Raw genomic sequence first — 15026 nt, 5'->3', positions numbered from 1 at the left:
AAAACACGTGTTTCTGACAGAAGCGAGCGAAACATCGCGTGCAGGTGTCAGAAACACGTGTCCCTGCGCGGGGCCTGAGCCCGGTCACATCGGATGGATCTGAATCGACGTTGTCGACGTCCAACGAGGATGGTCACTTTCCCGGTCAACGAACACGGACTGATACTGCGTCGCGTCGCCCTCGATGCGGGCGCCACGGACAGGCAGCTCACGCGCGCCGTCGACGCGGGTGCGCTCGTGCGGGTGTGGCCCGGCGCCTATGCGCCGCCCGACGCGAGTCGCACGCCCGAGGAGCTGCACAGGCTGAAGTCGTTCGCAGCCATGCTGGTATCGGAGACCGACTCCCCGCTCAGTCATCAGTCGGCGGGCGTGCTGCACGGGATGTCACTGCTGTTTCCCGATCTCGCCCGCGTGCATCTGACGACAGGCCATAAGAACGGCGGCCGCATCGAAACCCAGCGACATCTGCACTCCGGTCGTCTGGAGCCAGCGGACATCACAGTGGTCGACGGGATCGCGGTGACGTCGCTGGAGGTCACCGCCGTCGACATCGCGTGCAGCGGCAACTTCTTCCAGGGGCTTGCGGTGTTCGATTCGGCGCTGCGACTCGGTGCTGACCGCGCGAAGATGTCGACGCTACTCGATCGTCGACGCCGCGGTGTTGCCGTCGCCCGCAAGGCCCTTGCGTTCGCGGACCCGCTCGCGGACAACGCGGGCGAATCGTGGGGACGTGGTCAGATGATCCTCGCCGAGCTCCCGATACCACGACTGCAGCGTGAGTACGTCGACGCCGACGGCGAGTTCGTCGCCAAGGTCGACTACGACTGGGAGGGAAAGCTCGTCGGTGAGTTCGACGGGATGCGGAAGTACACCAAGGACCTGCGCGACGGCGAAACAGCGTTCGCGGCAATGAAGCGCGAGAAGACCCGCGAAGACGGCGTCCGACGTCTCGGACCCATGATGATCCGGTGGGTGTGGGCCGACCTGCGGAAGAACCGCATGGTGCCGATGGTGCGAGAGTGGGTGGAGCGGTTGAAGATTCGCGGCGACGACAGCGCGGCGTCGTGAATACACGGGGTTCTGACAGAAGCGAGCGAAACTTCGCGTGCAGGTGTCAGAAACACGTGTATTTGCCAGTCGAGCCCCGAGCGCTCACGCCTCCGAGTCGACGGCCCCGGCGAACTGGCTGCGGTAGAGCCGACAGTAGGCGCCCTGCGCCGCGAGCAGTTCGTCGTGGTTGCCCTGCTCGACGATGTGTCCGTCCTCCATCACGACGATGACGTCGGCGTCGCGGATCGTCGACAGCCGGTGGGCGATGACAAAACTCGTGCGGTCGGTGCGCAGCGCAGCCATCGCCTTCTGGATGAGCAGCTCGGTGCGGGTGTCGACGGAGCTGGTCGCCTCGTCGAGGATCAGGATGGTGGGACGCGCGAGGAATGCGCGTGCGATCGTGATGAGTTGTCGCTCACCGGCACTCACGCCACCGCCCTCGTCGTCAAGCATCGTCTCGTAGCCGTCGGGCAGGATGCGGACGAAGTGGTCGACGTGGCTCAGTCGCGCGGCCTCGAGGACCTCCTCGCGCGAGGCCGTGGGGTCGCCGTAGGCGATGTTGTCGTAGATCGTCCCGCCGAACAGCCACGAGTCCTGCAGCACCATGCCGGTGCGCTCACGCAGGTCGTCTCGCGTCATCTTGCGCGACTCGACACCGTCGACAGTGATGGTGCCGGAGTCGACGTCGTAGAAACGCATGATCAGGTTGACCAGTGTGGTCTTACCCGCACCGGTTGGTCCGACGATGGCGACCATGTGGCCGGGACGTGCGACGAGTGAGAGGTGCTCGATCAGCGGTTTGTCCTCGACGTAGCGGAACGAGACGTCGTCGAATTCGATGAGTCCGTTGTCGTGCTCGGGCGTCTCGGGATGTGCGGGGTCGGGGGTCTGCTCGTCGGCATCGAGGATGTCGAAGATGCGCTCGGCCGACGCAACGCCGCTCTGCAGCAGATTGACCATCGAGCCGATCTGCGTGAGCGGCTGTGTGAACTGTCGCGAGTACTGGATGAACGCCTGCACCTCGCCGAGGCTCAGCGCGCCGGAGGCGACCCGCAGCCCGCCGACCACGGCGACCGCCACGTAGTTGAGGTTGCCGAGGAACATGATGGTCGGCATCACCGTGCTCGAGATGAACTGTGCGCGCCAACTCGACTGGTAGAGCTTCTCGTTGCGCTCGTCGAACTCGGCCTCGACGTCGGCCTGGCGGTTGAATGCCGTCACCAGCTCGTGTCCGGTGAAGGCCTCTTCGACCTGGGCGTTGAGCTTCCCGGTCGACGACCACTGCGCGAGGAAGTGCGGTTTGGAACGGCGGGCGATCAGAGCGGTCGCACCAGCGGCGAGCGGCACGGTGATGAGCGCGATGAGCGCCAGGAGCGGCGAGATCCACAGCATCATCACGAGGATCGCGATCACCATCAGGATCGAGTTCAGAAGCTGAGAGATGGTCTGCTGCAACGTCTGCGACAGATTGTCGAGGTCGTTGGTGACGCGACTGAGCAGATCGCCACGGGCAGTCGTGTCGTAGTAGCTCAGCGGCAGGCGGTGGATCTTGGCCTCGACCTCGCCGCGCAGATGTCGGACGGTGCCGACGACCACCTTGTTCAGCAGGTACGCACCGAGCCACGAGAGCACCGCCGAACCGACGTAGAGCGCCAGCACGATCAGCAGTACCCGCCCCACGTCGCCGAAATCGATGCCGACGCCCGGCGTCACATCCATCGAGTTCACCATGTCGGCGAAGGTGCCCTGACCGCGCTCACGCAGCCCCTCGACGGCTTGTGCCTTGGTCATCCCGGCGGGCAGCATCCTGCCGACGACGCCGTCGAAGATGATGTTGGTGGCGTCGCCGAGCACGCGCGGTGCGAGGGCGGTGAGAATGACCGAGCCGACGATCGACGCCACGACGACGCTCATGAAGGTGCGGTAGGAGAACAGCAACCCGATGAGCCGCTTGATCGACGGGCCGAACGAACGGGCCTTCGCGACCACGGGCCCGGCAGCCATCGGGCCGCGACCGGGGCCGGGCGATGCCGGAGCCGACGCCCCGCCGCCGCGTGTCATGCGTTCTCTCCGATGGCCAGCTGCGACTCCGCGATCTCGCGGTACGTCTCGCAGGTCGCGAGGAGTTCGTCGTGCCTGCCGATCCCGACGATCCGCCCCCGATCGAGCACGACGATCTGCTCGGCGTCGACGATCGTCGTGATGCGCTGCGCAACGATGATGACCGCGGCATCGGATGTCGCGGGTCTCAGCGCTGCGCGCAGGCGCGCGTCGGTCGCGACGTCGAGAGCCGAGAACGCGTCGTCGAAGAGGTAGACCGACGGCTTGCGGACCAGCGCGCGAGCGATTGCGAGGCGTTGCCTCTGACCACCGGAGACCGTCGTGCCACCCTGCGATATCGGGGTGTCGAGACCGTCGGGCATGCGTTCGACGAAGTCGGCTGCCTGTGCGATACGCAGCGCATCCCAGATCTCGTCGTCGGTCGCGTCGGGTTTGCCGTTGCGGATGTTCGACGCGACGGTGCCCGAGAACAGGTACGGCCGCTGCGGGACGAGTCCGATCGCGTCGCGCAGTGCTGCGGGGTCGAGGCGTCGAACGTCGGTGTCGCCGACGCGGACCTCGCCCGCGGTCACGTCGATGAGGCGCGGTACCAGCCCGACCAGCGTGGTCTTACCGGAACCGGTCGACCCGACGATGGCTGTCGTCGTGCCCGGCTCGACACGGAAGCTGATGTCGCACAGCACCGGATCATCGGCTCCGGGATAGCGGAACTGGGCGTCGCGGAACTCGACGCTCGACGGGTCGGAGGCGAACGGCATCGGGTCGTCGGGTGCGCCGACGGACGTCTCGGTGTCGAGTACCTCGCAGATCCGCTCGGCGCACACGGTCGCGCGTGGCGCCATCATCGCGATGAACGACGCCATCATCACCGACATCAGGATCTGCATGACATAGGTGATCATGGCCGTCAGCGCGCCGATCTCGATGCTGCCGTCGGAGACGAGATGACCGCCGAACCAGATGATCGCGACAATCGTGACGTTCGTGATCAGCATGACGGTCGGGAACATCAGCGCCTGCATGCGGCCGACCCGCAGGGTCGCCTCCGCCAGTCGGTCGTTCGCGCCGGAGAAACGGTCGATCTCGTAGCGCTCACGGACAAAGGCGCGCACCACTCGGATGCCGGTGATCTGTTCGCGCAGAACCCGATTGACCGCGTCGATGCGCTCCTGCATGGCGCGGAAGCCGGGGATCATCTTCGCGATCAGAAAACCCATCGCCACTGCGAGCACCGGCACGGCGACGACGAGCACCCACGACAACTGTGCGCCCACCTTGATGCCCATGATGATGCCGCCGACGCACATGATCGGGGCCATGATGAGGATCGTGGTGCTCATGACGATCAGCAACTGCACCTGCTGGACGTCGTTGGTGGTGCGCGTGATCAGCGACGGCGCACCGAAGGTGCCCATCTCTTTCGCGGAGTAGGTGTTGATCCGGTGCAGCAGATCGTGCCGGATGTCGCGGCCGGTCGCCAGGGCGGCGCGTGCACCGAAGTACTGGGCGCAGATCGTGCATATGACCTGCGCGATCGTGATCGCGAGCATTACCCCGCCGATACGCAGGATGTATGCGGTGTCGCCCTTGGCCACGCCGTTGTCGATGATGTCGGCGTTGAGCGTGGGCAGGTACAACATGGCGACCGTCGCGACGAGCTGCAGTATCACGACGGCGAGCATGTGCCAGGGATACCGCGAGAGGTATGTCCTGATCAGACGGATCAGCATGTGGCGCTCACTCACACGACGCTAGCAAGCCGTGCCGACACCGTGCGAGGCGTTTTCGGGCCGACCCGCCAGACGGTGGGCGCAACCCGTCAGACGGTCGTCAGGGCGATGGCGGCCTCACCGGTGTAGGTGAGGTAGGTGAAGGACTCCTGGAAGTAGAGGTTCACCACGTCGGCGTCGTGTGAGTCGTAACCGATCGAGACGTCCTGTCCGATAGTCAGTTCGAAATCTCCGCCGCGCGTGGACAACACGAACGCCCCGGAGATCGCGGGCGCCCAGACGATCTCGCCGTCGATGAGTCGCTGGATGTGCTGGCGGACCGGATAACCGTGATTCGACGTCTCGTTGACGAGGTTGTAGACCTCGGCGGAGAGCGCTATCGAGTACGGGCCGTCGATCGACGCCAGCTTCAGCGTGGACAGTGCCTGACTGAACGCCTCGGGGTAGTCGCGCACATCTTCGGGAAGCGGAATGGGCGTGGCCGTTGTCTCTGCTCGGATACCGGTGATGCCCGCGGCGGAGTAGCCCTCGAAGATCGCGCGGTCCTCGGCGAGGGCGAGCTGACGGGCGGCGTCGACAACCGGATCCCAATCGGAATCCTCGGCGCCACGATCGACGTCGTCGATGGCCTCACGCGTGACCGTGAACGGCACCTTCAGCTCGATGAGTGGCTGCACGCTGCGCTTGTACGCCTGGATGCCGTCTGCCGGTGAGTCGATCTTGGTGCGGTGGCCGCGCGTGACCGACGACGCCTCGAGCCCGAGCGGACCCTTGACGTCGACGAGTCGACGGCCCGCGATGTTGCGCTTGAACGAGCGTGCGGCCTCCTCCTCGATGGCCTCCCAGGCCGACGCGGAGATGGGGGCGAGTTCGCGATGCAGATTGTTCATGGTGCGTCTCCTGGTGTCGTCGGGGGTGTGGGGCCGGGTGTGTGGTCAGGGGGATCGTCAGCGGAGCGAGCCGATACCGAGTGATCCGTCGCCCGGGTCGGTCGGCTCGGGGGGCGGCACCGGCGACGCGGCGTCGAGTGTGACCGGTGCCGGTGTCGGGGTGTCATGCGGCGCGTCGTCGTCGGAATCCGCGTGCGACGGCGCAGGCGCGTCGGGAAGGTCGTCGAAGAAGTCGACGGTCGGGGTGAAGAACTGCGCACCGGTCACGGCGGTGGTGAAGTCGAGAAGCCTGTCGTAGTTGCCCGGCGGGTCGCCGATGAACATCTTGCGCAGCATCTCCTCGGTCACATCGGGTGCCGACGAGTATGCGATGTAGAACGTCCCGGAGTCGCCGAGACCCGACGCCTCGCCGTAGGGCATGTTGTCGCGGACGACGTCGATCTGCTCACCGTTGACGTCGTTGACCACGTTCAGTGCGATGTGTGAATTGACGGGTTTCACGTCGTCGGACATCTCGATGTTGTCGAGCTTGGTCCGTCCGATCGCAGCCTCCTGGTCTTCGACCGAGATGGAGTCCCATTCCTTCAGATCGGTGACGTAACGCTGGATGGCGACGTAGCTACCGCCCGCGTACGCGGGGTCCTCGTCGCCGACGGTGATCGCGTCGATAGCGGCCTGGCCCACGGGATTCTCGGTGCCGTCGACGAAGCCGATGAGATCGCGCAGGTCGAAGTATCGGAAGCCGTGGACCTCGTCGACGACCGTCACGGCGTCGCCGAGTTCGTTCATGAGCATGCGGCCGAGTTCATAGCAGAGGTCCATCGCGTCGGCCTTGATGTGCAGCAGCAGATCGCCGGGGGTGGCCGGCGCGGTGTGGACGTCGCCCGCGTACTCGACGAAGGGCCGCAGCGACTTGGGACGATTACCCGCGAACAGGCGGTCCCATGCGTCCGAGCCGATGGACACGATGCCCGCGAGCGCTTGTTCCGGCGCGCGCGAGGACACCGAGTTGATGCGCGAGCCGAGGACGTCGAACATGTCCCGGACAGCGTCTTCTCCACCTTCGTTGATCGTCAGGACGAGGAACAACGCATGCTTGGTCTTGCGTGTCAGAATCGTCTGCGGCACCGGCACGGTTTCACTCTAGTGCAGAGGAGGAACCGTCTAGGGCAAAGTGTGTCCTCACCTGGCGCCTGCCGGTACAGGTTCTCGACGACGCGCTCGGGTCAACCTCGCGCGACGGCCCGCCCGGCAACCCTGCCGGAGAAGATGCAGCCGCCGAGGAACGTACCCTCGAGCGCGTTGTACCCGTGTACGCCGCCGCCACCGAAGCCCGCCACCTCGCCCGCTGCGTAGAGGCCGTCGAAAACCGAACCGTCGGGACGCATCACAGCCGAATCGAGGTTGGTTTCCAAGCCGCCCAATGTCTTCCGGGTCAGGATGTTCAGGCGTACGCCGATCAGCGGTCCGTGGGCGGGATCGAGGAGCTTGTGAGGCTTGGCGACCCGGACGATCTTGTCGCCGAGGAACTGCCGCGCGTTGGTGATGGCCATCAACTGCGCGTCCTTGGAGAACTTGTTGTCGATCTCGTTGTCGCGGGCCGAGACGATCCGTTCGGTCTGCTGCAGGTCGAGCTTCGGGCCGCGGCTGATCTCGTTCATGCCCGCGACGAGATCGGCGAGGTTGTCGGCTACGACGAAGTCGCTGCCGTTGCGGAGGAACGCCTCGACAGGGCCGGGCGCGCCCTTCGCGAAGCGACTCTTCGCCGCGAACTTGAGGTCTTTGTCGGTGATGTCGGGATTCTGCTCGGAACCCGACAGTGCGAACTCCTTCTCGACGATCGACTGCGTGAGGATGAACCACGAGTAGTCGTAGCCGGTCGCGAGGATCTCGCGCATCGTCGAATTGGTGTCGAAACCCGGAAAGTTCGGCGGTGCCAGGCGGTTGCCGTTGGCGTCGAGCCACAACGACGACGGGCCCGGGATGATGCGGATGGCGTGGTCGGGCCAGATCGGATCCCAGTTGTGGATGCCCTCGGTGTAGTGCCACATGCGGTCGCGGTTGACCAGGCTGGCGCCCGCATCCTCGGCGATGCCGAGCATGCGGCCGTCGACGTAGGCCGGCACTCCCGAGATCATCGTCTTCGGCGCGGGTCCGAGACGCTCCGTCGGCCAGTTCTTGCGGATCAGTTCGTGGTTGTGGCCGATGCCGCCGGTCGTCACGATGACCGCACCCCCGCGGATCTCGAACTCGCCGACCACGTCGCGGTTCGATGCTTCGCCACGCCCGACCGCCGTCGGCGCCAGCTTCGCTCCCCGCACACCGACGGCCGTGCCGTCCTCGACGACGATCTCGTCGACGCGGTGCCGGAACCGGAACTCGACGAGTCCGCGTCGCTCGGCGTCGAGCACAGGCTCGGCGAAGACCCGGACCACTTCGGGGCCGGTGCCCCAGGTCAGGTGGAAACGCGGCACGGAGTTTCCGTGGCCGTCGGCGAAGCCGCCGCCGCGTTCGGCCCATCCGACGACCGGGGTGATGCGTAGACCGAGGTCGTGGAGGTACTGCCGCTTCTCCGTCGCGGCGAAGTCGACGTAGGCGCGTGCCCACTGCCGCGGCCAGTAGTCCTCGTCGTCGCGGTCGAAGCCCGCAGAACCCATCCAGTCCTGCAGTGCGAGCTCTGCGGAGTCGTGGATGCCGAGTCGACGCTGCTCTGGGGTGTCGACGAGGAAGAGTCCGCCGAGCGACCAGAACGCCTGGCCGCCGAGATTGTTGCGGTTCTCCTGATCGACGACGATCACCCGACGGCCCGCCTTGGTGAGCTCGTAGGTGGCGACGAGCCCGGCAAGCCCGGACCCGACGACTATGGCGTCGGCGTGTTGCTGCGACAACTGGCATCCTCCTGCGCGAATCGACTTCGACAGTAGCGCTCGTGCTTCGGCGTGGGAATGACAACGGCATGGCCGGCTCCTGTGACCGACTTGACGCCGCCCCGATATCGACCACGCCGAGCGCGGTAGGCGATGATCGTCAGGATGTTGTCTCAAGTCGTGGTCGAGAGTGAATCCTGCTTTTGCCGGTGTGTTATCGAGCCGTTACACTCTGTCGCGTTGGGGACCAACTCAGTCGGCGTCGCCGCTGACCCCATTTCCTGCCCGTATGAACGAGGCCCGTCCGGGTCAAGATCGTAAGGACTCTTCACATATGTTGACTCGTGCGCGCAAGCGCCTCGTTGCCGCTGTGGGCGCCATGGCGGCGCTCGGCGGCCTGACCATGGCTGTCGCTCCTGAAGCCCATGCAGCCGGCCAGACCGAATACGTGTACTCCGCGTCGATGCACAAGAACATCCCGGTGCGCATCGTCGACGGAGGCGGCGGTGGCCCCAAGCCCACGCTGTACCTGCTCGACGGTCTGCGTGCCCCGAACAACACCAGCGGCTGGCTGCAGAACAACACCGGCGCCGACCGGTTCATGGTCGGCAAGGGCACCAACCTTGTGATCCCCTTCGGTGGAGGCGGCAGCTTCTACACCGACTGGGAGCGAACAGATCCCAAACTCGGCGTGAACAAGTGGGAAACCTTCCTCACCCGCGAACTGCCCGCGTACATGAAGAGCAAGCACAACTCCGACAATCGCCGCAACGGCATCGCCGGACTGTCGATGTCGGGAACCTCGGCGCTCAACCTCGCGTCGCGCCATCCGGGCTTCTACAAGGCTGTCGCTTCCTACAGCGGCTACCCGACCGTCACGTTCCCCGGCTTCACGCAGGGCATCCAGGCGTCGGTCGCGACGATGGGCGGCGACCCCAACAACATGTGGGGCTTCTACCCGGCCGGTGAGTGGTTCCAGAACGATCCGTTCCTGAGCGCGAACAACCTCGCCAACCACCACGTGTACCTGTCCGCCGGCAGTGGCCTCGGCAGCAAGTTCGACAGCTCGGTGAACCCGACCAGCGGAAACTTCAACCCGGTCAAGTTCTCGCAGATGGTTCCGCTCGAGGTGGCCGCATCGGTCAGCACGCAGCTCTACATCCCGCGCGTCGCCGTGGTTCCGGGCGTCAAGCTCACCACCCACATCACCCCCGACGGTGACCACTGGTGGGACTACTGGCAGGAGAACTTCCGCCAGTCGTGGGACACCACCTTCCGCCCCGCGTTCTTCTGAGCGCTCGGGCCGGAGACGGTCCACAACTGAACAGCTGAACACGACGAGGGCCGGCGATCTACGCAGATCGCCGGCCCTCGTCGTCGTGCTGGGGTGGTGGTCTAAAGGACGCGGCGTCGGCGTCCAGCGCCGGGGCCCGAGACCGACCGCTCAGCAACGGCGGGTGATCACTCGCCTGTGTCGTCGTGCGTACCGCGGCGGCGGAAAGCGCGGGCCTCGTCGAGCGCAGAGCGCGGGGAGCCGTCAGATGCGGAGCCGTCAGATGCGGTGTCGTCGTCGACTGCGGGCACCTGGCGGGTCGGTTGATCGTCGCCGTCCGGGGTGTCGGAGGCGGCAGGGCCCTCGACACGCGGAATGCGCTGGGTGGGACGGTCCCACATGTAGGCGTTGTCGTGCTCGGCGTCGTATGCGGCCGCCGTGGGCACCTCGTCGATTGTCGTCGTCTCGGCGTCGTCGCCCTCGACCGCGGCATGGCGATTACGACCCGCGACGCCTGCTCCCACCGCGGTACCGGCGAGCGCCGTCGTGGTCGCGGTGTCCGGGTCACTTCCGGATTCGTGCTCGTCGAGGTACCGCGGATCGCTGTCGTAGAGGTCAGGATCGTCCTGTGGCTTGTCGGTCTTGCGCGTGCGCCACACGATCAGAGCCCACGCCAACAGGAGCAGCGCTCCCACGACACCGAGGATGATGGGCAGCCAGAAGCCGCCCATCTTGAGCAGATTCATGTAGTGCTGGGCACGATCGGCCTGTGCGGTGACCGTGCTGTCGGACCACTGGAAGGTGCCCTTGAGAGCATCCAGTCTGAAATCCCGCACGGGGGCAGGTGTTCCGTCGCTCTGGTCGGGGGACTTGAAGTACTGGTGCTGATCCTCCCGGCCGTTGACGATCGTTCCGGTCTCGGGTTCGACGAAGACGTGCCGGGTCGCCGACGCGTAGCGATGCATCGTGATCTTGTCGTCGGCCTTGACCCCACGGCCCGAGATGCCCCACCACTTGGCGGGCATCGTCAGCATCGTGCCCAGTGCCGCTTCGCCCTGTGCGTTCGGCAGCGACGACAGATCGGTCTCGGGAACCTCCGAGACGAATTCGTAGGTCTTGACCCCGTTGAAGGTCTTCTCGCCGACGTACTTGGCCGGCTCGTCCTGGCGGGTGTTGAGGTCGTAGTAGAGGTAGTCGCGCTTCTTGACGTTGAAGCCGAACTTGTACTGGAAGCCCTTGCGATCGGGCAGCTGCACCGACACGTCCTTGACGTTGACACCCTCGGGAGCTGCTTCGAGCTGCAGCGAGCTCACGGTCCCGTTGGGCACCGACGTCTTCCGGTTGACCGAGACGCGGTCGATGGTTGCGGTGAGCAGTCCGTCGTCGCATTTGAGGTCGCCGTCCGAGCGCGGGGCAGGTGGCTGTGTCTCCTTGCCGTCTGCGTCGCGGAATCGATCGATCTGCACGGTCTGCGCCGACTGCACCGTCGCCTGCCGCCTGTCCGATGGGTTGACGATCACGCTGCGTCGCTGCTGCGTCAGGTGTGCGTCGAGCGTGCGTGCCTTGTCCTGAGAGACAGAGCAGCGGTCGAAGATCACCGCGGGGAAGCGTTCACCCGCAGAGCCGTCGGCGGGCACCGTTGTCGCATCCGACGTGATGTCGAGGTCCAACGGGACGACGCGCAACTGGGGCACGAGGAACGCCGGGATGGCGATGGCCGCGGTGATGCAGGCAACACCGAGGAATGCCAGCAACGCCAGCCAAACTCGTCTCATTCTCGACTCCTGGTCGGTTCGGGCCCGGCGCATGGTCAAAGTCGAGCGGGCCGCAGTCAACGCTCTCACCCTAATGGGCGGTGCGTGGGTATCAGCTCATGCCGGCACGATCGGCACGCCGATCCCGTTCGGTTTCCTTCATGATCCCGGCCATGTAGCCGTAGATCTCCCGGTCCGACATCGCCTTCCAGCGGGGTGCCAGCAGTTTCATGTACTTCTCGACGTAGAGCAGCTGTTTGCCGACGAGCACCAGTTCGCGGGGGAGTCGGGCGTCGTGGGCGCGTGCGACCGCCGCGAGTTGGCGTCCGAGATCGGTGTAGCTCATGTCGCCGAGATCGGTGCTCGACAGCGGGGTCGTCACCTTCTGGATGTCGGCGCCGCCCTGTGCGGATGAACCCGGTTTGCGTACCGCCCCGAGCAGGAAGATGGCACGGCCGGCGGATTCGTAGTCGTTACGGACGATCAAGTCGACGACGAGTTGGCGCAGAATGCGCCGGGTGCGCGGTGTGAAGCGTCCGACGATGCCGAAATCGAGCAGGACCAGGCGGCCCTGAGCGTCGACGAGCACGTTGCCCGCATGCAGGTCGCCGTGGAACAGCCCGCCGTGGAACGCCGACTCGAGCAGCGACAACAGCAGGGTGCGGCACAGCGCTACGCCGTCGTGACCTGCGGCGCGCACGGCCGCGGCGTCGTCGATCCGTGTGGCGTAGATGCGCTCCATCGTCATGACGCGTGCGGTGGTGAGGTCGTCGTGGACCCGCGGCACTCGCACGCGATCACCGAACGGTCCCGGCCGTAGACACTCGTACCACTCGCGCATGGCGGCGGCCTCGTTGCGGAAGTCGAGTTCTGCATCGAGTCCGTCGGCGAAATCCTCGACGACGTGCCGGGCCGACAACATCCGTCCGTACTCCGAGATCTCGGCGAGCCCCGCGAGCCGTTCGAGGATCGCGACGTCGGGCGCGAGTCGTTCGGCGATCCCCGGACGTTGGATCTTCACGACGACCTCCTCCCCGTCGTGCAGCGTCGCAGTGTGAACCTGCGCGATGGAGGCCGATGCGATCGGCGTCGGGTCGAACTTCGCGAACACGTCTTCTGGCGGACTACCGATCTCGTCGACGAAGACCCGTCGGATCGCGGCCGGATCGGCAGGCGGGACACGGTCGAGCAGCGATTCGAACTCGGCGGCCAGCGTCTCGGTGAATACGCCGGGACTCGACGCGATGAGCTGCCCGAGCTTCACGTACGTGGGTCCGAGATGCTCGAACGTCGCACGCACCTCGGCTGCCGCACGTTTGCCGCTCGGGGCACGCAGATGCGCAGCGTCGACTGCGGTGTGCAGGAGGAATCTTCCGACGCCCAGCGTCGCGTGGGCCGTGGTCGTGCCGAGACGCGCGATCTCGGCAATGGACGACGCCGGGCGCAGACGCGCGCGGCGGCCGTCGTCGACCGTGCTGTCCATCGTCGGCCTGTTCGTCATCGCTGCGGCCTGTTCGTCGTCGTTGCAAGCTGTCGCATCGCGCCCAGTGTAGGAGGTCGGCCGTCGAATCAGGCAAAGCGTGCGTCCGCCGGTGAGCAGGCGGGCCGGCTCAGCCGTGCGTCGGCTCGCCGGACATCTGATGGTCGGCGTGATTGAGCGCCTCTGCGATGACCCTGCCGACGTGGCCGTCACGCAGCCGGTAGATGATTCGACGTCCCTCGCGTCTCGTGTCGACGAGACCGGTGAAGCGCAGTTTCGCGAGGTGCTGACTGACCGCGGTCCGCGACGCTCCGACAGCGTCGGTGAGCGCTCCGACGTCGAGCTCCTCCTCGCGCAACGACCACAGGATGTGCAGCCTGGTCGGGTCCGAGAGCATCGTGAACAGGGCCGTCGCTGTGCCGAGAAGTGCGGGGTCGGGGCTGACGCGGTGCTCGAGGCTCGGGACGGATGCCGTGACGGCCGACGATCGCTTGCCGCCGGTGCGCTCGTGCTCGGCTGCCTGTTTCATCCGCTGTGGTCACCGTTCGTTCGCTGTGGCGGTCGCTCGGTTCATCGTAAGGGAGAGAGCAGGGCGTATTCGCCTGATCACGGGTGAGCTGCGCCAACTGAGCGTCGCGCCGAGCAGTCCGACGAGTGCGAGCACGGCCAGCCCGGCGGTGCATGCGGCCCGGCCATCCGTCGACGCGGCGAGACCTGCCAGCGGATAGGTGACGAGAAACGCGGCGTGGGACAGCGAGAACTGCGCGGTGAACACATCGTCGCGGTCGGCGTCGGTGGTGTCATCGCGCAGGAGACGCGCGGTGCCGGTCGAGATGGTCGACGTCGCGGCGCCGAGCGCCGACCACAGGGCGAGCAACGGAATGAGCAGTAACGGGACCGACGATGACGCCGCCAACCATGCCGCGACGACGGCGACGCCGAACACGCAGGTCGACGCGCCGATCACCATCGGTACGAACGTTCCGAATCGACGGAAGACCGCCGGTCCCACGACCGCCGCGACGATCGATCCCGCGCCGAATGCGCCGAGCGCCACGGCGACCCAGGATGCCGAGCGTCCGAGGTCGCCACGCACGATCACGACCGTGCCGACCATGACGAGCGCAGTCGCCGCGGCAACCGCCACGTTGATCCACAGGACTCCGCGCAACGGTCGGCGTATCAGCATGATTCGTGCACCCGACGAGGTCCGGCGGACGAAGGTGTCGCGGCTGCGCGTACCTGTGTTGTCGACACCGCGGAGCCGATGCAAGCCGCAGGACACCACGAGCAGCGCCGACGCCGCGAAGCCCACCGCGGTGCCGACGAACAGCGTCGAATACGAGACGACGGTCAGTAGTGCGGCGGCAATCAGCGGCGAGCCGATGGATTCGAGGTCGTAGGCGACGCGCGACGCGGCCACGGCCGACGAGTAGTCGTCCCGGTCGTCGACCACGCGTGCGATGGTCGACGAAAATGTCGGCGTGAACGTCGCCGACGCGGTCTGCAGAGCGAACACGAGGAGATAGACCTGCCACACGTGACCGACCCAGGGCAGACAGCAGGCCATGGCGAATCGCACGAGATCGGCGCCGACGAGTACGCGGGCCGCGGGTAGTCCTGCGACCAGCGTGCGCATCACCGGGGCCATGACCACGTACGCGACCATCTTCACCGCGAGCGCCGTGCCGAGTACGCGTCCGGCGTCGGGGCCTGCGAGATCGTAGGCGAGCAGACCCAACGCGACGGTGAGCAGACCGGTGCCGAGAAGCGACGCCACCTGCGCACCGAACAGCCGACGGAACGTCGGATAGGTGAGTGCACGCACGGAAATATTGTAAGTCACATGTGCGCATCTGCGCACATGTGCGTTGGTCCTTTATACCCTAGGGGGGTATAAAGGGACGCATGGACCACAAAG

The 15026-nt window shown here is 66.0% G+C and carries 11 protein-coding genes; 2 read left to right on the top strand and 9 right to left on the bottom strand.

Going from position 1 to position 15026, the window contains the following annotated elements; all coding sequences use genetic code 11:
* Positions 1–129: 129 nt before the first annotated feature.
* On the top strand, positions 130–1068 hold the full coding sequence (locus GOOTI_RS23330; RefSeq protein WP_007241067.1) for a type IV toxin-antitoxin system AbiEi family antitoxin domain-containing protein: 939 nt from the start codon (positions 130–132) through the stop codon (positions 1066–1068).
* 84 nt (positions 1069–1152) lie between these two features.
* Here the strand turns inward: GOOTI_RS23330 and GOOTI_RS23325 are convergent, their stop codons facing one another.
* The 5 genes from GOOTI_RS23325 to GOOTI_RS23305 all read right to left on the bottom strand — a co-directional run bounded on the left by GOOTI_RS23325 (position 1153) and on the right by GOOTI_RS23305 (position 8619).
* Positions 1153–3111, bottom strand: coding sequence for an ABC transporter ATP-binding protein (locus GOOTI_RS23325; RefSeq protein ID WP_007241066.1), 1959 nt, complete (start codon positions 3109–3111; stop codon positions 1153–1155).
* On the bottom strand, positions 3108–4841 hold the full coding sequence (locus tag GOOTI_RS23320) for an ABC transporter ATP-binding protein (RefSeq protein ID WP_007241065.1): 1734 nt from the start codon (positions 4839–4841) through the stop codon (positions 3108–3110). The genes GOOTI_RS23325 and GOOTI_RS23320 overlap by 4 nt, the downstream gene beginning before the upstream one ends.
* 89 nt (positions 4842–4930) lie before the next feature.
* Positions 4931–5731, bottom strand: coding sequence for a family 1 encapsulin nanocompartment shell protein (locus GOOTI_RS23315; protein WP_007241064.1), 801 nt, complete (start codon positions 5729–5731; stop codon positions 4931–4933).
* Positions 5732–5788: 57 nt separating this feature from the next.
* A complete protein-coding gene (locus GOOTI_RS23310) occupies positions 5789–6865 on the bottom strand; it encodes a Dyp-type peroxidase (RefSeq protein ID WP_007241063.1) in 1077 nt (358 codons plus the stop codon).
* Positions 6866–6957: 92 nt separating this feature from the next.
* Positions 6958–8619, bottom strand: coding sequence for an FAD-binding dehydrogenase (locus GOOTI_RS23305; protein WP_007241062.1), 1662 nt, complete (start codon positions 8617–8619; stop codon positions 6958–6960).
* Positions 8620–8932: 313 nt separating this feature from the next.
* Here GOOTI_RS23305 and GOOTI_RS23300 point away from each other — a divergent pair, with 313 nt between their 5' ends.
* Positions 8933–9892: an alpha/beta hydrolase gene (locus GOOTI_RS23300; protein WP_007241061.1), complete on the top strand. Its 960-nt coding sequence runs from the start codon at positions 8933–8935 to the stop codon at positions 9890–9892.
* A gap of 167 nt (positions 9893–10059) precedes the next feature.
* Here the strand turns inward: GOOTI_RS23300 and pgfA are convergent, their stop codons facing one another.
* From pgfA to GOOTI_RS23280, 4 genes are all read right to left on the bottom strand, one after another.
* Positions 10060–11646: a cell envelope lipid trafficking protein PgfA gene (gene pgfA, locus GOOTI_RS23295; protein ID WP_007241060.1), complete on the bottom strand. Its 1587-nt coding sequence runs from the start codon at positions 11644–11646 to the stop codon at positions 10060–10062.
* Positions 11647–11737: 91 nt separating this feature from the next.
* The gene (locus tag GOOTI_RS23290) at positions 11738–13108 is read right to left on the bottom strand and encodes an ABC1 kinase family protein (protein ID WP_007241059.1); all 1371 of its coding nucleotides are present in this window, start codon (positions 13106–13108) and stop codon (positions 11738–11740) included.
* Positions 13109–13235: 127 nt separating this feature from the next.
* Positions 13236–13634, bottom strand: a complete 399-nt coding sequence (locus GOOTI_RS23285; RefSeq protein ID WP_007241058.1) for an ArsR/SmtB family transcription factor — start codon at positions 13632–13634, stop codon at positions 13236–13238.
* Positions 13635–13643: 9 nt separating this feature from the next.
* Positions 13644–14969 carry an MFS transporter gene (locus GOOTI_RS23280; RefSeq protein ID WP_007241057.1) on the bottom strand — a complete coding sequence of 442 codons (1326 nt, stop codon included), beginning with the start codon at positions 14967–14969 and terminating at the stop codon, positions 13644–13646.
* Positions 14970–15026 lie beyond the last annotated feature (57 nt).

Source organism: Gordonia otitidis NBRC 100426, from assembly GCF_000248075.1.
Lineage (GTDB): Bacteria > Actinomycetota > Actinomycetes > Mycobacteriales > Mycobacteriaceae > Gordonia > Gordonia otitidis.
Note: the sequence above shows the minus strand (reverse complement) of the source record. Positions and strands in the feature narration are given on the sequence as shown.

What these genes read in the sequence shown, in the direction of transcription:
- GOOTI_RS23330 (WP_007241067.1), top strand. Translation starts at nt 130, where the DNA reads ATGGTCACTTTCCCGGTCAACGAACACGGACTGATACTGCGTCGCGTC.
- GOOTI_RS23325 (WP_007241066.1), bottom strand. Translation starts at nt 3,111, where the DNA reads ATGACACGCGGCGGCGGGGCGTCGGCTCCGGCATCGCCCGGCCCCGGT.
- GOOTI_RS23320 (WP_007241065.1), bottom strand. Translation starts at nt 4,841, where the DNA reads ATGCTGATCCGTCTGATCAGGACATACCTCTCGCGGTATCCCTGGCAC.
- GOOTI_RS23315 (WP_007241064.1), bottom strand. Translation starts at nt 5,731, where the DNA reads ATGAACAATCTGCATCGCGAACTCGCCCCCATCTCCGCGTCGGCCTGG.
- GOOTI_RS23300 (WP_007241061.1), top strand. Translation starts at nt 8,933, where the DNA reads ATGTTGACTCGTGCGCGCAAGCGCCTCGTTGCCGCTGTGGGCGCCATG.
- pgfA (WP_007241060.1), bottom strand. Translation starts at nt 11,646, where the DNA reads ATGAGACGAGTTTGGCTGGCGTTGCTGGCATTCCTCGGTGTTGCCTGC.
- GOOTI_RS23290 (WP_007241059.1), bottom strand. Translation starts at nt 13,108, where the DNA reads ATGGACAGCACGGTCGACGACGGCCGCCGCGCGCGTCTGCGCCCGGCG.
- GOOTI_RS23285 (WP_007241058.1), bottom strand. Translation starts at nt 13,634, where the DNA reads ATGAAACAGGCAGCCGAGCACGAGCGCACCGGCGGCAAGCGATCGTCG.